This window comes from Comamonas sp. lk (genome assembly GCF_900564145.1).
In the GTDB taxonomy this organism is placed as follows: Bacteria; Pseudomonadota; Gammaproteobacteria; order Burkholderiales; family Burkholderiaceae_C; genus Comamonas.
Map to the genome: position 1 here is coordinate 977,593 of NZ_UOOB01000001.1, position 20,693 is coordinate 998,285.

The window sequence follows — 20,693 nt, forward strand, 5'->3', positions numbered from 1 at the left end:
CGCTCTTGGGAATGCGAGGCGTTTGGCCGTCAGGCAAACGAGCATCCTATGCCAGCTGCCTGAGCGTAGTGTTTGCGTGGAGATTGTGCTGTTGCATTTGATGGGGCACAAAAAATGTATTTTTTTGGCCACGATATAAGGGAGAACCTTGTATGACTAGCGCTTTCCGCTGCTTGCATGCTGATAGCATCCAGCATTAGTCTGGGCATTTGTTTCGGTTATTACATATTAAAGGGGACATGTTGATTGCTCTGAGTTCCTTATTCAGTCGTCAGCCTGCACCTCTGCTTGGCATTGATATCAGCTCATCCAGTGTGAAGCTGGTGGAGCTGTCCCAAAGCAAGTCGGGTGAGTTGCAGCTGGAGCGCTGCGCCATCGAGCCGCTGGAAAAGGGCTGGATCACGGACGGCAACATCGAAAAATTCGAAGAAGTTGCAGATGCCTTGCGTCGTCTGGTCAAAAAAAGCGGCACACGAACCAAAAACGTGGCCATGGCTTTGCCCGCCTCTGCCGTCATCACCAAGAAAATCACGCTTCCTGCGGGCATGAGCGAGCAGGAACTGGAGCTGCAAGTAGAGTCTGAAGCCAACCAGTACATCCCTTTTTCCCTGGATGAGGTGAGCCTGGACTTTTGTGTGATGGGGCCGTCTGCCGTATCGCACGGTGATGTGGATGTGCTGATTGCCGCTTCGCGCAAGGAAAAAGTCCAGGATCGCCAAGGTCTGGCAGAAGCCGCAGGGCTCAAGCCCGTGATCATCGATATTGAATCGAACGCGGCTCGCATGGCAGCAGCACGCTTGATGTCCCTCTTGCCCAATGAAGGGGGCGGAGCGGTGGTCGCATTGTTTGAAGTGGGCGCCATGACGACCAGCATGCAGGTGCTGCGCGACGAGGACGTGCTGTATGAGCGCGATCAGGCGTTTGGCGGTGCCCAACTGACCCAGCTGCTTGCGCGCCAGTATGGCTTTTCCCCCGAAGAAGCCGAAGCGAAAAAACGCAGCGGTGATCTGCCTGACGATTACAACACTGCAGTGCTCAAGCCTTTTGTGCAAAGCCTGACGCAAGAGGTGGCGCGTGCCTTGCAGTTCTTCTTTACCAGCACGCCTTACAACCGCGTGGATCACATCTTGTTGGCTGGCGGTTCAGCTTCGCTGCCAGGTCTTGCCGAGGCGGTAAGCCAGCAGACCGGCTTTGCCTGTGGTCTGGTCAATCCATTTGACGGCATGGAGATTGGCAGCGGTGTGCGTCTCAAGCGCATGGCCAGAGAGGCACCCTCGTATCTCACCTCCTGCGGTCTGGCCTTGCGGAGGTTTGTCGCGTGATCTTGATCAATTTACTGCCGCATCGTGAGGCGGCCAAAAAGCGTCGCAAAGAAGCTTTTCAGGTCAATATGGTGCTGGCTGCACTGGCAGGCTTGCTGGTCGCAGGGCTTATTTACTGGACCTTCCAGGCGATGATAGAGAACCAGCAGAACAAGAACAATCTGCTGCGCTCGGAGATCACGACGCTTGAGGCGCAGATCAAGGAGATTGCCGGCCTGGAGGGTGAAATTACCGCTTTGCGTGCGCGCCAGAAGGCGGTGGAAGATCTGCAGTCGGACCGAAATCTTCCCGTGCACATGCTCAATGAACTGGTCAGGCAGCTGCCTGACGGTGTGTACATCACCAGCATCAAGCAAGAAGGGCTGATTGTCACCATGCAGGGGACGGCCCAGTCCAACGAGCGTATTTCGGAGATGCTGCGCAATTTGTCCGAGGGGACACCCTGGTTCTCCAAGCCTGAACTACAGGAAATCGTGGCCAAGACTGTGGATGTGACTCCCAAGGAGAAGCGCCGGGCCGCTGCATTCACTTTGCGCTTCAATCTGACGCGTGTGAGCGATGCAGAAAAAAGCATGGCGGCGGCCAATCAACCGGTGGGGGCAAAGTGATGGCCAAGAAGAAAAAATCGCTGGACATCGATTTTGCTGCGCTGCAGGAGAGGGTTCAGCGTCAGTTTCGCAATCTGGATCCCAACGATCCTTCGGTGTGGCCGGTATTGCCAAAAGCTCTGCTTTATGCGGCGGTTGCGGTCGCTGTCACCGCTTTGCTTTGGTTTGTGCTGCTCAAGGACTACGAGGCAGAACTGGAGCAGGAGCGCACGACCGAGCAGACCTTGCGTCAGGATTATCAGAGCAAGCTCAGCAAGGCCGTGAGCCTGGATGCCTTGAAAAAGCAGCGCGAACAGGTGGAACAGTATGTGACGCAGCTGGAAAAGCAGTTGCCCAGCAAAGCCGAAATGGCGGCCTTGCTCTCGGATATCAATCAGGCCGGCCTGGGTCGAAGCCTGGAGTTTGAAATGTTCAGACCCGGCGCGATGGTGACCAAGGAGTATTACGCAGAGCTGCCCATTAGCTTGAAGGTGGTGGGCCGTTACCATGACATAGGCTCTTTTGCTTCCGATATTGCATTTCTGTCCCGCATCGTGACCTTGAACAACCTGTCCATTGCGCCTGCGAGCCCGGATAAGGGCTCGGACATATTGGTCATGGATGCGACAGCCCGTACCTTCCGTTATCTCGATTCGGAAGAGGTCAAGGCTCAGCGCGATGCATCCAAGGGGAAGAAATGAACAAGGCCTTAGCCGGCATATTTGTCTCGGCACTTGCACTTTCGGGCTGCATGTCCTCGGATGAAGACCAGTTGCGCGAGTGGATGACGCAGGAGAGGGCGAATGCCAAGCCCAGAATCACGCCACTGGAAGAACCCAAGCCGTTCAAACCCCAGGCCTATGACGCCGGGCAGGGCATGGAGCCATTCAATCCCATGAAGCTGATTCAGGTGCTGCGCCGGGAATCGGCTCAGTCCAATGCCAACGCCAGCCTGATTGCGCCAGAGCTCAATCGCCGCAAGGAACCGTTGGAGTCGGAGCCGCTGGACACCATGACCATGGTCGGCAGCCTGGACAAGAAAAACGTGCCTACGGCCTTGGTCAAGGTGGGCAGCCTGCTGTACCAGGTACGGGTCGGGAACTATCTGGGTCAGAACTACGGAAAAATTACCCAAATAACGGAGAACTCCATTCAACTGCGTGAAATCGTCCAAGACGGTGGCGGGGACTGGATTGAGAAGACGAGTACTTTGGAGTTGCAGGAGGGGAGAAAATGATGGGCAAGCACCACAGCGTTTTGGCAAAAGCCCGTTGGGGATTGACTCTCGGCGGATTGCTGGTCAGCTCCTTGGCATGGGCACAGGCACGTATTGAATCCGTCACAGGCGTAATACAGTCCGGCACGGAGGTGATTCGTGTGGAGATGTCCGAGCCTCTCGTGGCCGACCCCACAGGTTTTGTTATCCAGTCGCCCGCGCGCATTGCCCTGGACTTTCCCGGCGTGACCAACGCCACGGGCAAGTCTCTGGTGGATTTCAACCAAGGCAATTTGCGTTCGGCCAATATCGTGGAGGCTTCCGGGCGCTCTCGTCTGGTGCTGAATCTGAAGGCCGCAACCACCTATAAGCTGCAACGCCAGGGCAAGGCCTTGCTGATCGTGCTTGATCCTGCCAGCGCGGCCCAAGCCGCGGCGCCTGCCGTATCGCGTGTGTTCGAGAGCAAGACCGCCGTCAGCGATGTGCCCCCGATTCGCGATGTGGATTTCCGCCGTGGCGCCGATGGCTCCGGCCGCATTGTGGTGGGACTGGGCAGCAACCAAGTTGGGGTGGACTTGCGTCAGGAGGGCAAGGGCTTGGTCATTGACTTCCTGCGTACTTCCTTGCCAGAGAACTTGCGCCGCAAACTTGACGTGGGTGATTTTGGTACGCCGGTGCAAACCATTTCGACGGTGGCACAGGGCGATCGTGTGCGCATGCGTGTAGATGCCTTGGGCGAATGGGAACACAGCGCCTACCAAAGCGACAACCAGTTTGTGCTGGAGATTCGCCAAAAGAAGATCGATACCAGCAAGCTGACCCAGGGTCCGGGTTACAGCGGAGAAAAGCTGTCGCTGAATTTCCAGAATATCGAAGTGCGTTCGCTGCTGCAGGTGATCGCTGATTTCACCAACTTTAATATCGTCACTTCGGACACGGTCACCGGTGCACTGACCTTGCGGCTCAAGGATGTTCCCTGGGATCAGGCTTTGCAGATCATCATGGATGCCAAGGGTCTTGGCATGCGCAAGTCCGGTTCGGTGCTGTGGATTGCGCCCAAAGATGAAATCGATGCCCGCACCAAGCGCGACTATGAAGCGGCGATGGAAATCCAGAAGCTAGAGCCGTTGCGCACGCAGGGCTTCCAGCTCAATTACGCCAAGGCTGCCGATATCTTGCAGCAGATCACCACCTCGACAGGGGGCGGTGGTGCTGGCGTGGGCCAAAGCACGCGCTTTTTGTCGACCCGGGGTTCGGCAATCTCTGAGCCTCGTACCAATCAGCTGTTTGTGACCGATACCCCTTCCAAGCTGGAAGAGTTCAAAACGCTTTTGGCCACCCTGGATGTGCCCGTGCGCCAGGTCATGATCGAAGCGCGCATCGTGGAGGCCCGTGATACCTTCGGGCGCTCTTTGGGGGTGAGGTTTGGTGGCGGAGCGGTGGGAAGCAATGCTTCCATGACGTCCTCCCAATTTCTGCCAAATACCTCTGGAGGAGCGGCAGCGACATTTCCCAGTGGGAATTTCGTGAATCTTCCCGCCAGTATTTCGGGCATCAACACCGTTGGGCAGATTGCATTTTCGGTGTTCAACAGCTCCATGTCGCGCTTTCTGTCGCTGGAATTGTCCGCGCTGGAGGCCGAGGGCGATGGCAAGATCATCTCCAACCCCCGATTGGTGACGGCCGATCAGAACAAGGCCTTGATCGAGCAAGGTACCGAGTACCCGTATTCGGTGACGGCTCCCAATGGCGCCACCACCATCTCGTTCAAGAAAGCGGTGCTGAAATTGGAGGTCACGCCCCAGATTACGCCGGAAGGTGACATCATCCTGGATCTGGACGTGAACAAGGACAGCCGTGGTGAGACCACGACCCAGGGCGTGGCCATTGATACCAAGCACATCAAGACGCAGGTGCTGGTGGAGAACGGCGGCACGGTGGTGATCGGTGGCATCTTCGAGATGGAAGAAACCAATCAGGTCACCAAAGTGCCTTTGCTGGGCGACATCCCGGGGCTTGGCAATCTGTTCAAGAGCAGAACCAAGGCTTCGACCAAGCGTGAAATGCTGGTCTTCATCACTCCCAAAATGCTCAGCCAGGTGCGTAACTCCAACAAATAACTGGCGGCGTTTCTTACTGTGCCAAGGCCTGCATCGCGAGACTGCAGGCCTTTTTTATGGGCGAAAGCCTGGACGCTGCGACAATCGGACTCCTCTCAATTGCACGGACAGTCTGGCGGATTCAATGAGTTTGTTGACAGCATCACATATTGCTTTGGTGGGTTTGCCCGGGAGTGGCAAATCCACTATTGGCCGTTATTTGTCCAAGCGCTGGTCCATGCCTTTTGTGGATGTGGACGTGGCAATCGAGGAGCAGATTCAATGCTCGATTCGCGACTTCTTTGCGAAAGAGGGAGAAGCCCGCTTTCGCGACGTGGAGCGCGATGTGCTGGCGCAGCTGCTGTCCCAATCCGCACCCATGGTGATCGCGACCGGTGGCGGCGCCGTGCTGAGGCCTGAAAATCGCATGCAGCTGAAAGCGCATTCCAAGGTGGTGTATCTGAGTGCCTCACCCCATGAGATCGCTCGCCGCTTGCAGCGCGATACCCAGCGCCCGCTGTTGCAGGTGGATAACCCGCTGCAGCGGCTGATGGACTTGCTGGCGGTGCGTGACCCTTTGTACAAGGAAGTGGCTGATTTCGTGGTGGCAGGCAGCGGCCTGTCGGCAACACAGGTGGCGCAACGCGTAGCCATGCAGGTCGAGTTGGGGACTGTGGGCTGAACGCTTTAGGCGCACTAGGCGCCGGCTTGAATATTCGGAGGCACGCAGCCTCGGCAAGAAATGCAGATAGGAAATCGAAGTGGAAACCGTGCAGATTGATTTGGGCGAACGCAGCTACTCCATCGTGATTGATCAGGGCGTGGTACCGCAAAGCGCCACCTGGCAAAAGCTGCCCAAGGCGGCTGCGGCCCTGATCGTGACCAATGAGGTGGTGGCCCCGCTGTATCTGGTATCGCTCAAGGCGGCGCTGCAAACCCAGTACCCACAGGTGCACGAAGTCATACTGCCCGATGGCGAGGAGCATAAGGACTGGCAGACGCTGAACCTGATCTTTGATGGCCTGTTGTCGAACGGCTGCGATCGCAAGACCGTGCTGTTTGCCCTGGGTGGTGGCGTGGTTGGCGATATGACGGGTTTTGCTGCGGCCAGCTATATGCGAGGCGTGCCTTTTGTGCAGGTGCCGACCACGCTGCTGTCGCAAGTCGATTCTTCGGTAGGGGGCAAGACGGCCATCAACCACCCGCAGGGCAAGAACATGATCGGTGCGTTCTACCAGCCGCAGCTGGTGGTTTGCGATCTGGCAACGCTGGCAACTTTGCCTGCGCGCGAGCTGAGTGCCGGACTGGCGGAAGTCATCAAGTACGGCCCGATTGCCGATATGGAATTTTTCAGCTGGCTGGAGGAGCATGTGGATGCTCTGCGTGCACAAGAGCCTGCGGCGCTGGTTCATGCCGTCAGGCGCAGCGTGGAGATCAAGGCCTGGGTGGTGGGGCAGGACGAGAAGGAGGCCGGTCTGCGCGCCATTCTCAATTTCGGTCATACCTTCGGCCATGCCATGGAAGCCGGCATGGGCTATGGCAACTGGCTGCATGGCGAGGGCGTGGCCGCAGGCATGGTGATGGCTGCCGAACTCTCCAGGCGACTGGGTCTGGTGGACGAGGCCTTTGTGCAGCGTCTGCGCAGCTTGATAGAGCGAGCTGGTTTGCCCGTGCGCGGCGCGGTGATCGATGCGCAAGACAATGCGTGCCGCTATCTGGAGCTGATGCGTGTGGACAAGAAGTCCGAGGCGGGCGAGATCCGCTTTGTGCTGATTGATGGCCCGGGCAAGGCGGTGATGCGTTCGGCGCCAGATGCGCTGGTGCGCGAAGTCATTGATGCCTGCTGCGCCTGATCGTGGGCGGGCTGCGGCCGGGTTTTGCTGAAGTTCAATTCAAGCTGCTAGAGTGACTCCATCGGAAGATGGGGTGAACCATGCAGACCTTGGCCGCTTATGCCTGCGACCCGGCGCAAAGCCGGGGCCGCCGCTTCACAGAACCTGCAGCGCCTACGCGCAGCGAATTTCAGCGTGATCGCGATCGCATCGTCCATTCTTCGGCTTTCAGGCGCCTGGTCTACAAGACCCAGGTGTTTGTGAATCACGAGGGCGATCTGTTTCGCACGCGGCTCACCCATTCGCTGGAGGTGGCGCAGCTGGGGCGCTCGATTGCCCGCTCCCTGGGGCTGGATGAAGACCTGGTGGAGGCCATCTGCCTGGCTCACGACCTGGGACACACTCCGTTCGGCCATGCCGGGCAGGATGCGCTCAACGAATGCATGCGCACGCATGGCGGCTTTGAACACAATCTGCAAAGCCTGCGCGTGGTGGACCGTCTGGAAGAGCGTTACCCGCAGTTCGATGGCCTGAATCTGAGCTTCGAGACGCGCGAAGGCATTTTGAAGCACTGCTCGCGCAGCAACGCCGAGCTGATCGAAGCGCGCGAGCCCGGCGGTGTGGCACAGCGTTTTCTGGCGGGAACCCAGCCTTCGCTGGAAGCCCAGCTATGCAATCTGGCCGATGCGATTGCCTACAACGCCCATGATGTGGATGACGGCGTGCGCTCCGGTCTGATCACCATGAGCCAGCTATGCGATGCCGTGCCTTTGTTTGCGCGCTACCACGAGGCGACACTGGCTCAGCATCCCGAGCTGGGCCTGCCCCTGGCGGATAGGCGTCTGCTTTACGAGAGCATTCGGCGCATGCTCAGTGATCAGGTGTATGACGTCATCGATACCTCACGCCTGTGCCTGGCGCAGTCTGGCGTGCAATCGGTGCAGGAGGTGAGGGCTGCAGGCCGCTTGCTGATCAGCTTCAGCGATGCCATGAAGGCCGAGTCTCAGCAGCTCAAGCAGTTCTTGCTGCGCCAGCTATACCGTCACCCCCAGGTCATGCAGACCATGGACAGTGCCCAGCAAGTGGTGCGCGATCTGTTCGCCGCCTATATGGTGGAGCCTGAGCGCATGAAGCCGCGCTTTGTGCAGCGTTCGCTGGGGGAGGATTCGCTGGGCGGTCGCGCCCGTGTGGTATCTGACTTCATCGCCGGCATGACGGACCGCTATGCGGCGCGCGAACATGAACGCATTACCGGACTCAAACTGCTGGGAGCGTAGCTGGCGGCCTTCGGGGTTTAGCCTAGCGGCGCAAGCAGTGCGGCTGCCGGATCGCTAAAATATGTGCCCTGTGTGCCAGAGCCGGAATATCTCCCGCCCAGTGCGCTGTCTCTGGGGGCTGAGCCCCCATTTGCATTTTGGAGGGCCTTGCCATGACTGAACCCGTGATGACTGCTGCTGACCAGGGCTTTCCGCCCGATGTCGTGATCGAGGACACGGTGCGCTGGCTGGAGAAAGCCGTCATCGGCCTGAACCTCTGCCCGTTTGCCAAGGGGGTGCATGTCAAGGGACAGATTCACTATGTGGTCAGCAATGCCACCGATGCAGAAGGCGTTGCCGGGGATCTGTATCTGGAGCTGGAGGCGCTGGCCGAGGCCAATGCCGAAAAGCGCGACACCACGCTGCTGATCCTGCCGCTGGCGCTGCAGGATTTTCTGGACTTCAACGATTTCCTCGAAGTGGCCGACTCCATGGTCGACGAGCTGGATCTGGGCGGCATTTTGCAGGTGGCTTCCTTCCACCCCCAATTCCAGTTCGAAGGCACGGAAGTGGATGACGTGACCAACTGCACCAACCGCGCGCCCTATCCCATCCTGCATCTGCTGCGCGAAGACAGCATAGACAAGGCCGTGGAAGTCTTTCCCGAGGCCGAGTCGATTTACGAACGCAATATGGAAACGCTGGAGAAAATCGGCCTTGAAGGCTGGCTGGACATGGGCGTGGGCGCACGTTGCCCCGTCACCGGTCATGGCGCAGCGAAGGCAGACGAATAATGGCCAAGATGGATAAAAAGCCCCAGGAAGGCAAGCCAGCGAACAAAAAGCCTGCGGCGCAGGACGTGGCGGCGCAGCTGGAACTCAAGCCCGGTCAGAGCATTGAGCTGCTCAAGGCGCTGCACATACTCACGCGCGAAGGCAAGCTCAACCAGGACTCGCGCCGCAAGCTCAAGCAGGTCTATCACCTTTATCAGTTCATAGAGCCGCTGCTGGGCGAGCTGTCCAAGAACGAGCAGGCCGTCACGCTGGCCGATCACGGCGCGGGCAAGTCCTATCTGGGCTTCATCCTCTACGATCTGTATTTCAAGGTCCTGGGTCGCGGCAAGATCTACGGTATCGAAACGCGTGCGCCCCTGGTCGAGACTTCGCAGAAGCTGGCTGCCGAGCTCAACTTCGATCGCATGGAGTTTCTCAACATGTCGGTGGCCGAGTCCACCCGTGCCGACTTCATGCCCGAGCGCTTCGATGTGGTCACGGCCTTGCATGCCTGCGACACGGCAACCGATGACGCGATTGCCTTCGGTATTGAAAAGAAGGCCAAGGCCATGGTGCTGGTGCCCTGCTGCCAGGCCGAAGTGGCCGCCTGTCTGCGCCAGACCAAGGCCTTGTCGCTGACGCGCACACCTCTGGCCGAGCTGTGGCGCCACCCCATTCATACCCGCGAGATGGGCAGCCAGATCACCAATGTGCTGCGCTGCCTGTATCTGGAAGCCTGCGGCTATCAGGTCACGGTGACGGAGCTGGTGGGCTGGGAGCACAGCATGAAGAACGAGCTGATCGTGGCCCGTTATACCGGTCACAAAAAACGTGCCTCGGCAGAGCGTCTGCACCAATTGCTGGCGGAATTTGGTCTCTCGGGTCTGGCCGCCTTGCGTTATCCACATCTGCCTGCTGAAACGCAGCCCACCGAGCAAGGCGCTGAAGCCGCCGTACTGGGAGCCTGAGGTAAAAACGGCGCGCTCTGAAAGGCCGGGCGCAGCGGGTTGATATGAAAAAAGGAGCTGCCAGCGCTGGCAGCTCCTTTTTCTTTGGCATTAAACCAATTGAAGTTGTTTAATAGTCAGCGCTGAATGCTATCAAAAAAAGTGTTTACACCTGGGCGCCGGAGTCCTTGACCACCTTGCCCCACTTGGCCGATTCGGCCTTGATGTAGGCGGCAAATTCGGCTGGCGTATCGATCATGATGTCGCCGCCCTGGTCATTGATCTTCTTGATCACGGCCGGGTCCTTGAGCACTTTGGCAATCGCGGCATGCAGGCGCTGCTGCACGGCCGCTGGAGTTTTGGCTTGCGTCCACAGACCGAACCACGACGTGGCTTCGTAGCCGGGTACGCCGGCTTCGGCGACGGTGGGCACGTCAGGCAGTTCGGGCGAGCGCTTGGCCGTGGTCACGGCAATCGGGCGCAGCTTGCCGGAGCGCACATGCTGGATGGCCGAAGGCATGTTGTCGAACATCACGGCGATCTGGTTGCCCAGCAAGTCGGTGATGGCCGGGGCGCTGCCCTTGTAAGGCACATGCACCATATCCAGGCCTGTCATAGAGCGAAACAGCTCGCCCGACAGGTGAATCGAGCTGCCGCTGCCCGAGGAACCGTAGTTGAGCTTGCCGGGGTTGGCCTTGGCGTAGGCGATCATTTCCTTGACTGTCTTGAAGGGCTGCTTGGGGTTGGCAACCAGCAGATTGGGCACGGTGGCCACGCGCGTCAGCGGCGCAAAGTCCTTGATGGGATCGAAACCGGGTTTTTGGTAGAGCGAGGCATTGATGGCATGCGTTCCCACCGTTCCCATGAACAGCGTGTACCCGTCGGCCGCAGCACGTGCTGCCGCTGCGGCACCGATGTTGCCGCCCGCGCCGGGCTTGTTGTCAACGATCACGGTCTGGCCCAGCTCCTGCTGCAGCGCCTGGCTGACGATGCGGGCCAGGATGTCGGTAGTTCCACCGGCGGCAAAGGGCACGACGATGGTTAGAGGCTTGCTGGGGAATACATCCTGAGCTGCCGCGGGGGCCATACCGACGGCGCCCAGCAAAGCGGCAGCGGCCAGGGACTTCAGGCCGGCACGGCGGGAAATGATTGGGGAAGGCTTGAACATCAATGTCTCCTGAATAATAAGTTGCGCGAAAGGGGCAAGGCTTGCGGCTGTGAGCCCCGGGTCTTGGGTGAGCAGGCATACATGGCTTGCTCATCCACAAGGCGTACAGGTCCATCCGGGATCTGTCTGCCGGCAATCAGTGACTGCCGGCAGACAGGAACCGCTTATTCCTGAACGATGGAAGAAGGGTGATTGGCCAGCGGCGTGACCTTGATCTGCATATAGGGGAACAGAGGCAGGCCGCTGAGCAGGGTGTGCAGCTCGTCGTTGCTGGCGGCGTCGAAAATGCTGACGTTGGCGTACTCGCCGACCACGCGCCACAGGTGGCGCCATTGGCCTTGGCGCTGCAGCTTTTGCGAATACTCTTTTTCTTCCAGCTTGATTTTTGCTGCCAGTTCGGGGTCCAGCGACTGGGGAATCTGGACAATCATTTCAACCATGTACAACATGTTTTGTTACTCCTGTAGGGACAGAATGGGGCAGGGAAAGCCGGGCTTCAAAGATGGGGCCAGATGAGCATGGTGCTGGCGTAGATGGCGCCGACCAGCAGCATGGAGACCACGGTGTAGCCCATGATGTCTTTGAGCTTGAGCTTGGACAGCGCCAGGGCAGGCAGGATCCAGAAGGGTTGCACCAGGTCATTCCAGCCGTTGCCCAACATGACGGACATGGCGGTTTGTGCCTGCGATGCGCCCAGCTTGACGGCCGCGTCGATCATGAACGGGCCTTGCAGCACCCAGTGGCCGCCACCGGACGGGGCAAAGAAGTTGATGACGAAGGAGCTGACCAGACCCCACAGCGGCAAGGTGTCTGCGCTGGAGATGTTGACGAAGACATGGGCGATGGACTCCACCAGACCGGAGCCATGCATGATGGCCATGATGCCTGCGTAGAACGGGAACTGCAAAATGATGCCGCCTATGGTCTTGACGCCTTCATTGACCTTTTCCACGTACTGCAGAGGGGTCTTGAGCAACAGCACACCCAGGAACAGGATGAAGAAGTTGATCATGTTCAGATCCAGGTTGCCGCCCTTGTAAAAGTGCAGACCCACATAGCCCATGCCGCACAGGCCGATCAACAGGCTGAGCACGCGGCTGTTGTTCAGGCGCGAGGCCAGGGTTTTTTCGTCACCCAGCAGCTCACCGGCACCTGCCGCAGGCTTGCTGTCTTGCGCCGCCACCACGGGGTCCAGTTCCACCACTTTTTCACCTTGCTTGGGGTGCATGGCCGCATTGAGCAAAGGCAGGGCAATCAACACCACCAGGCTGGTGATCAGGATGGGGGCCGAGAAGATGGTTTGCGTCAGGGGAATCAGCCCCATGCTGCTCTCGAAGGCATGGCCCTTGGTGGAAATCAACACCGGGATGGTGGCCGAGAAACCCAGGCTGTACATTGTGAAGCCGGTATAGGCCGAGGCGATGATCAAGGGGTAGTGCACGCCCTTGACCTTCAGCGCCAGCTTGCGGGCCATGATGCCGCCGATCACCAGACCAAAGCCCCAGTTCAGATAGCTGCCCACGCAGCCCACGATGGTGGCCACGATGATGGCTTGCCTTGGGGTGTGCACATGGTTGGCAATCTTGTTCAGAAAGCGGTTGACCACGGGGGCCGCAGCCAGCACATAGCCCATGACCAGAATCACGGCCATCTGGGTGGTAAAGCCCAGCAAGCTCCAGAAGCCTTTGCCCCAGTCCTCGACCACCAGGTTCACGGGGCGGCTTTCCACGGCAAAGGCCAGCACCATGGTCAGCAGGGTGAGCATGATGGCGAAGACGAACGGGTCGGGCAGATACTTGCGCATCAGCTCCGTGAAGAACGCGGTGATTTTTGACATGGCGTTTGGCCTTGTTGTATGAGGTGTTTGGCGAGAAAGGGCTGGCATCGACCCACGGAAGTGGGGCTGCGCAGGCCGTGAAAGATTTAGATGCTGGCGACGCCGACCGTCATGCCGCCGCAGACGTAAAGCACCTGTCCGGTGACGAAGCCGCTGCGGTCATCGAGCATGTAAGACACGGCATGGGCCACGTCTTCTGGCGTGCCCACGCGTTTGACGGGCACCGACTGAATGATTTTTTGCGTGCGCGGCGCATCGGGCGGATTGGCCTTGTCGAACAAGGCGGTACGTATGGGCCCTGGGCCGATGGCATTGGCCGTGATGCCGTACTGCCCCAGTTCCAGCGCCCAGACCCGGGTCATGCCGATCAGGCCGGCCTTGCTGGCGGCATAGGCCGTGCGCAAGTCCTTGCCCAGGGCGGCACGCGAGGACATGTTCACGATGCGGCCAAAGCCTGCGGCCTGCATGCCGGGCAGCAGGGCCTGCATGCATTGAAAGGCGCAGCGCAGATTCAGGGACATGGCCAGATCGAATTCGGCCAGGGTTTGCGAAGCCGCATCGTTGGGCACCACCACGCCCACGTTGTTGATCAGGCGGGTGATGGGCCCGTCCTTCAAGGCCTCGTTCAGCGCACGGGCCGTGTCTTGCGGATCGCTCAAATCGGCCTGAATGGCACCGGGGATGTGGTCCACCATGCGGTCGATGATGACGGGTTCATAGCCGTCCTCGCGGCAACGCTGTGCCGCAGCGGCACCGATGCCGGCACCGCCGCCGGTGATCAAAACGCGGGGGCGTGGGGTGGTGGAAGCGGAGGTGTGCGTAGAAGTCATGGTGCGGGCTTGAATAAAATGTTTAGAGGCAGCATTCACCGGCCAGATAGGCCTTGCGCCAGCGGGTGATGCAGACGTTGGCAAACAGCCCTGCCTGGAAGAAAGGGTCGGCCTCGATGAAGTCCTGTGCGGCTTGTCGGGTGTCGAGGTCCACGACATACAGGCCGCCGCCCAGATCCTTGCCCTCGTCGTCCAGCTTGGCGCCGCAGGCCAGCAGCAGGTGCTGGTGGGCGCTTAAAAAGTCCAGATGTGCCGGGCGATGGGCCTGGCGCACGGCCTGGTGGTCGGGCTTGTCAAAGGTTTCGATGATGTAAGGCATGGTGGCGGCTGTGAAAGTGACGGCGGGCGCGGTGTGGCTTACACCGTGGCGATGGGCGTGACCGGAGAGGCCACGGCGCCAGGCAGGTGCAGCGGAGGAGCCGTCAGCAAAAAATGGTGGCGCTGGTGGGCACGCAGCCATTGCGCCAGCGGTGTCAGATGCCACAGCTCGCCGAGGTGCACGCCCAGCTTGAACAAGCAGTGCTCGTGCAAAGGCAGGGCCGAGCAGCAGGCGGCGCCGGGTTGGGCTGGGTGGGCCTCTACGGCATAGTTGTCGGCAGCAATCGCGGCAATCTGGCTGTCGGTGATCCACTGCAGCAGCTTGTCGTCACGCCCGTTCAGGACGGCGCAGCTGTGGTTGAGTACGTCGGGGTCGGGTTGTTTGTGCATCTCCAGCACGCGCTGGGCGAAACCGGTGTGCAGGCACAGCATGTCGCCGGGCTCGATCTCGACGCGGTCGGCATCGATCACGCGCTGCAACTCGTCATAGCCGATCAGCGTGCGGGCATCGCCGTAGTGGGCACGCAGGTCCAGCATCACGCCGCGGCCTTGTACGCCGTTGCGGGCCATGCCTTCAATGCCCAAGGCCTTGGCGCAGCTGGTGCTGGCGGCTTCGTCTAGGCGCTCGGGGATGCCGGTGCCGCTCACATCGGCGGGGCCGACGATGTCTATGCCAGCCGCAAAGCCGTTGTAGTACAGCGCTTCGGGCAGGCCGTCGCCATTGGCGTCAAACAGCGCACCCACATGGGCCAGTCCGTCCCATTGCGTGGAGTACTGCAGCGACAGAATGGCCATATCGTCCGAGAGCACGTCGGTGCGGCCGGGCTCCAGGGTCTGCAGCAGGCAGTTGAAATTGACCAGGCCTTTGCGCTGCAAGGGACGCAGCACCGGGGGCTTGCGGTTGGGGTTGAGCGCACTGCCGCCGGGGTAGTCCAGCGGCAGGCTCAGGGAAAAGCGCAGGCCTTCACGCACCTGGGCCACGCCCTGGCGCACTTTTTCAGGGGTGAGCAGGTTCAGACGGCCCAGTTGGTCGTGGTCGCCAAAGTCTCCCCAGGTGGAGCCTTCGGGGCGCTGTCGCCAGCGTGGATTGGATGCAATCATGCTTGTCTCCCATACCGCGGTCTGCTCTTTGGCCTGTGGCCTGAGTCTTGTTCTGGACCGGTGTGTGCAAAAAGTTCAGTGCTGCTTCAAAAAGTCAGCCAGTGCCTGCTCGAAGGCCGCAGCAGCCTCCAGGTTGGACAGGTGCGAGGCGGGCACCGTAGCCAGTACCGACCCCGCAATTACGGCGTGCATGGCTTGCGCATCGGCGACCGTGGTCACGGGGTCGTGCTCACCAGCGATCAGCAGGGTGGGCACGCGGATGCCAGAGATGGCGCTCCGCAGGTCTTCTTTGGCCAGGGCTTCGCAGCAGCTGGCATAGCCTTCGGGGCTGATGCCGGCAATCCAGTCTTGGGCGGTTTGCACCACCTCAGGCTGTACAGCGGCAAAGCTTTCCGTGAACCAGCGGCTGGGCGAAGATGCGGCCAGCGCCTGCATGGCAGCCGTACCTTGGGCGCGCACCAGGGCCGCGCGCTCCAGCCAGGCAGATTCCACGCCGATCTTGGCCGCGCTATTGGCCACCGTGATGCTGCGCAGGCGTGCAGAAGCATTCACTCCCAACCACAGCCCGGTCAGCCCACCCATGGAGATGCCGCAAAAATGGGCCTGCACTATATGCAGTGCATCCAGAATGGCCAGCACGTCCTGGCCCAACTGCGCAAAGCTGTAAGGGCCAGGGTTGCACACGCTGGCGCCGTGGCCGCGGGTGTCGTAACGCAGCACGCGCCAATCGGCAGACAGGGTGGCGGCCTGCGCGTCCCACATCTCCAGGGTGGTGCCCAGGGAGTTGGACAGCAGCAGAACCGGCGCATCGGCCGGGCCTTGCAGGGCGATACGGAAGGTGCCGGTGGCGGTAGGCAGGGAGGTGGTGCTCATGTCAAACGCTCGCGGCCGTCTTAAACTTTTTCCAGAATCACGGCTATGCCCTGACCCACGCCTATGCACATGGTGCACAAGGCATAGCGACCACCCAGCGTGTGCAGCTGGTTGACGGCCGTGGTGGCCAGACGGGCGCCCGATGCACCCAGCGGGTGGCCCAGTGCAATCGCGCCGCCCCATTGGTTGACGCGGGCGTCGTCGTCGGCAATGCCCAGATCGCGCAGCACGGCCAGACCCTGGGCGGCGAAGGCTTCGTTGAGCTCAATCACATCCATCTGGTCAAGAGTCAAACCGGTCTGGGCGAGGACCTTGCGCACGGCAGGCGCGGGGCCAAAACCCATGATGCGGGGCGCAACGCCGGCCGTAGCCATGCCGACCACGCGGGCGCGGGGCACCAAGTTGTATTGCTGGGCGGCTTCCTCATTGGCCAGCAGCAGGGCGCAGGCGCCGTCGTTCACGCCCGAGGCATTGCCTGCGGTCACCGTGCCGTCAGGGCGGACCACGCCTTTGAGCTTGGCCAGCGCTTCCAGTGTGGTGGCGCGGGGATGTTCGTCCTGGCTGACGATGATGGCATCGCCCTTCTTCTGGGCGATGGAGACGTTGACGATTTCCTTGGCCAGGTAACCTGCCGCAATGGCAGCTGCCGCCTTTTGCTGCGAAGCCAGGGCCATGCGGTCCTGGGCTTCGCGTTCAATCTTGAAGTCGTCGGCCACGTTCTCTGCGGTTTCCGGCATGGAGTCCACGCCGTACTGGGCCTTCATCAGCTTGTTCACAAAGCGCCAGCCTATGGTGGTGTCGTACACGGCGTTGTTGCGGCTGAAGGCCGATTCGGCCTTGGGCATGACGAAGGGCGCGCGGCTCATGGATTCCACACCGCCGGCAATCATCAGGCGGGCTTCACCCGATTTGATGGCGCGCGCCGCTGTACCCACGGCATCCAGACCCGAGCCGCACAGGCGGTTGATGGTGGCGCCGGGCACATCAATCGGCAGGCCGGCCAGCAGACTGGACATGCGGGCCACGTTGCGGTTGTCTTCACCGGCCTGGTTGGCACAGCCATACAGCACATCGGCCACGGCCGTCCAGTCCACGCCGGGGTTGCGCTCCATCAGAGCCTTGATGGGCACGGCGCCCAGATCGTCGGTGCGCACGCTGGAGAGCGCGCCGCCGTAACGGCCAAAGGGGGTGCGGATCGCGTCGCAGATGAAGGCTTGGGATGCAGTGCTCATGGTGTTGTCTCCGGGCGTGGCCCATGGTTTTAAAAATGAGAGCTGCCAGCGCTTGATACATAAGCGCTAGCGGTCGTTTTTGCTTGTAAAAAGCCTTTAGGCGCTGGCGGCAGCGATGGGCAGGCCGACAATGCGCTCCAGTGCTTCGTGCGTCAGACCCTCGACGGTATCGATCAGACGCAGGCCCTGGGGCGTGCATTCCAGCGTGCACAGATCGGTGTAGATGCGTTTGACGCAGGCCAGGCCGGTGAGGGGGTAGGTACAGGCCGAGACGACCTTGCATTCGCCCGTCTTGCTGAGCAGATCCATCATCACCCAGGTGGATTTGGCGCCCACGGCCAGATCCATGGCGCCGCCCACGGCGGGAATGGCACCGGGCTCGCCGGTGCTCCAGTTGGCCAGGTCGCCGGTGGCCGAGACCTGGAAGGCGCCCAGCACGCAGATATCCAGATGGCCGCCGCGCATCATGGCAAAGCTGTCGGCATGGTGGAAATAGCAGCCGCCAGGCAGCAGCGTCACGGGCTGCTTGCCGGCATTGGTCAGGTCATAGTCTTCCTGGCCTTCGGCCGGTGCCGGGCCCATGCCCAGAATGCCGTTTTCGCTTTGCAAAATGACTTCGCGGCCGGCTGGGATGTGGTTGGCCACCTGGGTCGGCATGCCAATGCCCAGGTTGACGTAGGCCCCGTCGAAAATATCTTCGGCCACGCGCTGGGCCAGCTCTTGCTTGCTGCGTTTTTGGTAGCTGCTCATGGTGCTTCTTTCGGCAGTTGCGGCGCTCATGCCGATTTCTTGAAACCACCGGCCAGGGTGGCCACGCGGTCGATCTTGACGATCTGGCTGACATAGATGCCGGGAGTGACCACGGCTTCGGGGTCCAGCGCGCCCAGCTCCACCAGTTCGTGCACCGTGGCAATCGTGTGCTTGGCAGCTGATGCCATCACCGGTCCGAAGTTGCGGGCCGACATGCGGTAGGTGAGGTTGCCCCAGCGGTCGCCTTTTTCGGCCTTGATCAAGGCCAGATCGCCGTGGATGGGGTACTCCAGCACATAGTGCTTGCCGTTGATCTCGCGGGTTTCTTTGCCGGCTGCCAGTTCTGTGCCGTAGGCCGTGGGGCAGAAGAAGGCGCCTACACCTGCACTGGCCGCACGCAGGCGTTCGGCCAGATTGCCCTGAGGGACCAGTTCCAGTTCGATCTTGCCGCTGCGGTAGAGATCATCAAAGACCCAGCTATCCACCTGGCGGGGAAAGCTGCAAATGATCTTGCGTACCTGGCCGCTTTTGAGCAGCGCCGCCAGGCCTTGATCGCCGTTGCCGGCATTGTTGTTGACCACGGTCAGGTCGCGTGCGCCCTGTGCAATCAGTCCGTCTATGAGCTCGTTGGGATTGCCCGAGGTGCCAAAGCCCCCGATCAGTACCGTGGCTCCGTCCTGTACGCTAGCCAGCGCCTGGGCGATGGTGTCGGTGATTTTGTTGATCACTTTGATAGTCTCCATGCATGCGCAGGCCTTTGGCACTGCGTTAAAATGTTCGTATAAAGAACAAAAGTTCGCATAAAGAATTATAGAGCTATGGAAAAACTTCCCGCTTCCGTATTACCCACAGGTGCAGCTTCTGGAACAGGTGCTAAAGAGGGCCTCCCCACGCTGGCTGCATCGGATGCAGATTCCAACGCCGTCGCCGATGTGCCGCGCCCAGGCGATAGCTATGTGCAGTCATTTGCACGGGGTCTGGCGGTGATTCGCTCCTTTAGCGCCGATGCCCCGGCACAGACGCTCAGCGAAGTGGCGGCAAAAGCAGGTTTGACGCGCGCCGGCGCCCGAAGAATTTTGCTGACGCTGCAGACGCTTGGCTATGTGAAAAGCGATGGCAAGCTGTTTCAGCTGACGCCGCGCATCATGGAGCTGGGCTTTGCCTATCTGAGTTCGACCCCGGTATGGAATCTGGCCGAGCCCGTGATGGAGCGGCTGGTGGATGAAACCAAGGAGTCCTGCTCGGCAGCCGTGCTCGATGGCAGCGACATCGTCTATGTGCTGCGCGTGCATACCCACAAGATCATGAGCACCAACCTGGGAGTGGGCTCGCGCCTGCCGGCTTTCTGGACGTCGATGGGGCGCGTGCTGCTGGCGGGTGAAAGCGATGCATCGCTGCAGGTTTTGCTGGCCGGCAGAGAGCGGCAGCGATTCACCGCCTTGACCGAGCAGGATGACGAGCAATTGCTGCAGCGCATCCTGCAGGTGCGTGAACAAGGTTGGGCTTTGGTGGATCAGGAGCTGGAGGAAGGGCTGATCTCGATTGCGGCGCCCATCAAGAATGCTGCCGGGCGCACCGTGGCAGCGCTCAACATCAGCGGGCAGGCCAACCGCAACAGCGCCCAGATGATGCGCGAGCAGCTGCTTCCTCGCCTGCTGGCATCCACACAGCTCATCAGCCAACTGCTGCGGGCATCGTCGCGCCTGAATCTTTGATGCTTTGAACCCTATGGGCTCCATAGGAAAGTGTGATTAGTCCCCTGAGTTCGGCCCGGGGTTTCATAATCCACAGCTCCTCCACCTTGCTTGCCTTGCGTGCAACGCCAGCTTCGCTCCATGGCCCGCCTGCCACGACTCACTCTTGCGGATTTGCCGCACCACATCATTCAACGCGGCAACAACGGGGCCGAGATCTTTGTGGATGCCCAGGATCGCCAGACCATGCTGGATTTGCTGCGCGAGATGGCTCGGCGCTTTGATGTGGATGTGCATGCCTATGTGCTCATGCCCAACCACTTTCATTTGCTGCTCACGCCCAGAACAGAGCTGGGCCTGCCCCAGTTCATGCAGGCTGTGGGGCGCAGCTATGTGCGCTATTTCAATAATCGCCATGGCCGCAGCGGCACGCTGTGGGAAGGGCGCTACCGCTGCACGGTGCTGCAGGCCAGGGACTGGCTGATCCCGACCATGGTTTCCATGGATCTGAATCCCGTCCGTGCGGGCTTGGTGCCTAAAGCCGGAGACTGGCCCTGGTCCAGCTATGGCGCCAGCGCGGGCCTGCGCAACGACGCGCTGGTCAGCCCGCATGCCATGTTCTGGACGCTGGGCAATACGCCGTTTGCGCGCGATGCAGCCTATGTTTCTGCGGTTGATACAGGCCTGAGCAGCGATGCGCAAGAGCAGATCAGCCACGCCGCCATGCGCGGTTGGGCGCTGGGCGACAGCGATTTCATTGAAAAATTGCAACAAAAAACCGAGCGCCGGATAAGCCGCCAACGCGCAGGACGCCCGCCAAAAGCCCCCAAGACGCTGTCATAGCGCTTTCATTATTTT

Annotated in this window: 22 protein-coding genes; 12 read left to right on the forward strand and 10 right to left on the reverse strand. The window is 60.3% G+C overall.

The annotated features are described in order from the left end of the window. The first annotated feature begins 242 nt into the window (after positions 1-242). From EAO39_RS04305 to EAO39_RS04350, 10 genes are all read left to right on the forward strand, one after another. Positions 243-1,322, forward strand: coding sequence for a pilus assembly protein PilM (locus tag EAO39_RS04305; RefSeq protein WP_120970678.1), 1,080 nt, complete (start codon positions 243-245; stop codon positions 1,320-1,322). Next, positions 1,319-1,930, forward strand: a complete 612-nt coding sequence (locus EAO39_RS04310; protein WP_120966313.1) for a PilN domain-containing protein — start codon at positions 1,319-1,321, stop codon at positions 1,928-1,930. The genes EAO39_RS04305 and EAO39_RS04310 overlap by 4 nt, the downstream gene beginning before the upstream one ends. Continuing rightward, positions 1,930-2,610 (forward strand): type 4a pilus biogenesis protein PilO, encoded by a 681-nt coding sequence (locus EAO39_RS04315; RefSeq protein WP_120966314.1) that lies wholly within the window; start codon positions 1,930-1,932, stop codon positions 2,608-2,610. Before EAO39_RS04310 ends, EAO39_RS04315 begins: the two co-directional genes overlap by 1 nt. After that, the gene (locus tag EAO39_RS04320) at positions 2,607-3,146 is read left to right on the forward strand and encodes a pilus assembly protein PilP (protein ID WP_120966315.1); all 540 of its coding nucleotides are present in this window, start codon (positions 2,607-2,609) and stop codon (positions 3,144-3,146) included. Before EAO39_RS04315 ends, EAO39_RS04320 begins: the two co-directional genes overlap by 4 nt. Continuing rightward, positions 3,143-5,245: a type IV pilus secretin PilQ gene (locus EAO39_RS04325; RefSeq protein WP_120966316.1), complete on the forward strand. Its 2,103-nt coding sequence runs from the start codon at positions 3,143-3,145 to the stop codon at positions 5,243-5,245. The genes EAO39_RS04320 and EAO39_RS04325 overlap by 4 nt, the downstream gene beginning before the upstream one ends. Before the next feature lie 124 nt (positions 5,246-5,369). Further along, positions 5,370-5,906 carry a shikimate kinase gene (locus tag EAO39_RS04330; protein WP_120966317.1) on the forward strand — a complete coding sequence of 179 codons (537 nt, stop codon included), beginning with the start codon at positions 5,370-5,372 and terminating at the stop codon, positions 5,904-5,906. 73 nt (positions 5,907-5,979) lie between these two features. Next, complete coding sequence (gene aroB, locus EAO39_RS04335; RefSeq protein ID WP_120966318.1) at positions 5,980-7,077, forward strand: 3-dehydroquinate synthase; 1,098 nt, start codon at positions 5,980-5,982, stop codon at positions 7,075-7,077. Between the two features lie 80 nt (positions 7,078-7,157). Continuing rightward, positions 7,158-8,333 carry a deoxyguanosinetriphosphate triphosphohydrolase gene (locus EAO39_RS04340; protein ID WP_120966319.1) on the forward strand — a complete coding sequence of 392 codons (1,176 nt, stop codon included), beginning with the start codon at positions 7,158-7,160 and terminating at the stop codon, positions 8,331-8,333. A gap of 152 nt (positions 8,334-8,485) precedes the next feature. Next, the gene (locus EAO39_RS04345) at positions 8,486-9,106 is read left to right on the forward strand and encodes a DUF1415 domain-containing protein (protein WP_120966320.1); all 621 of its coding nucleotides are present in this window, start codon (positions 8,486-8,488) and stop codon (positions 9,104-9,106) included. 8 nt (positions 9,107-9,114) lie between these two features. Further along, positions 9,115-10,053 carry an SAM-dependent methyltransferase gene (locus EAO39_RS04350; RefSeq protein WP_240467070.1) on the forward strand — a complete coding sequence of 313 codons (939 nt, stop codon included), beginning with the start codon at positions 9,115-9,117 and terminating at the stop codon, positions 10,051-10,053. Positions 10,054-10,198: 145 nt separating this feature from the next. Here the strand turns inward: EAO39_RS04350 and EAO39_RS04355 are convergent, their stop codons facing one another. The 10 genes from EAO39_RS04355 to EAO39_RS04400 all read right to left on the reverse strand — a co-directional run bounded on the left by EAO39_RS04355 (position 10,199) and on the right by EAO39_RS04400 (position 18,869). Continuing rightward, positions 10,199-11,200 carry a tripartite tricarboxylate transporter substrate binding protein gene (locus EAO39_RS04355; RefSeq protein ID WP_120966322.1) on the reverse strand — a complete coding sequence of 334 codons (1,002 nt, stop codon included), beginning with the start codon at positions 11,198-11,200 and terminating at the stop codon, positions 10,199-10,201. A 164-nt stretch (positions 11,201-11,364) separates the two neighbouring features. Then, positions 11,365-11,649, reverse strand: a complete 285-nt coding sequence (catC, locus tag EAO39_RS04360) for a muconolactone Delta-isomerase (protein WP_120966323.1) — start codon at positions 11,647-11,649, stop codon at positions 11,365-11,367. Between the two features lie 47 nt (positions 11,650-11,696). Further along, positions 11,697-13,037 carry a TIGR00366 family protein gene (locus tag EAO39_RS04365; protein WP_120966324.1) on the reverse strand — a complete coding sequence of 447 codons (1,341 nt, stop codon included), beginning with the start codon at positions 13,035-13,037 and terminating at the stop codon, positions 11,697-11,699. Between the two features lie 86 nt (positions 13,038-13,123). Next, positions 13,124-13,867, reverse strand: coding sequence for an SDR family oxidoreductase (locus tag EAO39_RS04370; protein ID WP_120966325.1), 744 nt, complete (start codon positions 13,865-13,867; stop codon positions 13,124-13,126). A gap of 22 nt (positions 13,868-13,889) precedes the next feature. After that, positions 13,890-14,186 carry a YciI family protein gene (locus tag EAO39_RS04375; protein ID WP_120966326.1) on the reverse strand — a complete coding sequence of 99 codons (297 nt, stop codon included), beginning with the start codon at positions 14,184-14,186 and terminating at the stop codon, positions 13,890-13,892. 38 nt (positions 14,187-14,224) lie between these two features. Further along, on the reverse strand, positions 14,225-15,286 hold the full coding sequence (locus tag EAO39_RS04380) for a cyclase family protein (RefSeq protein ID WP_120966327.1): 1,062 nt from the start codon (positions 15,284-15,286) through the stop codon (positions 14,225-14,227). A gap of 75 nt (positions 15,287-15,361) precedes the next feature. Next, a complete protein-coding gene (gene pcaD / locus EAO39_RS04385; RefSeq protein ID WP_120966328.1) occupies positions 15,362-16,159 on the reverse strand; it encodes a 3-oxoadipate enol-lactonase in 798 nt (265 codons plus the stop codon). A gap of 20 nt (positions 16,160-16,179) precedes the next feature. Beyond that, complete coding sequence (gene pcaF, locus EAO39_RS04390; RefSeq protein ID WP_120966329.1) at positions 16,180-17,391, reverse strand: 3-oxoadipyl-CoA thiolase; 1,212 nt, start codon at positions 17,389-17,391, stop codon at positions 16,180-16,182. Between the two features lie 96 nt (positions 17,392-17,487). Next, positions 17,488-18,171 (reverse strand): 3-oxoacid CoA-transferase subunit B, encoded by a 684-nt coding sequence (locus tag EAO39_RS04395; protein ID WP_120966330.1) that lies wholly within the window; start codon positions 18,169-18,171, stop codon positions 17,488-17,490. Continuing rightward, on the reverse strand, positions 18,168-18,869 hold the full coding sequence (locus EAO39_RS04400) for a 3-oxoacid CoA-transferase subunit A (RefSeq protein ID WP_120970680.1): 702 nt from the start codon (positions 18,867-18,869) through the stop codon (positions 18,168-18,170). The genes EAO39_RS04395 and EAO39_RS04400 overlap by 4 nt, the downstream gene beginning before the upstream one ends. 90 nt (positions 18,870-18,959) lie before the next feature. Between EAO39_RS04400 and EAO39_RS04405 the strand changes: the two genes are divergently transcribed. Next, a complete protein-coding gene (locus EAO39_RS04405; RefSeq protein ID WP_120966331.1) occupies positions 18,960-19,856 on the forward strand; it encodes an IclR family transcriptional regulator C-terminal domain-containing protein in 897 nt (298 codons plus the stop codon). A gap of 120 nt (positions 19,857-19,976) precedes the next feature. Further along, a complete protein-coding gene (locus EAO39_RS04410) occupies positions 19,977-20,678 on the forward strand; it encodes a transposase (RefSeq protein WP_120966332.1) in 702 nt (233 codons plus the stop codon). Positions 20,679-20,693 lie beyond the last annotated feature (15 nt).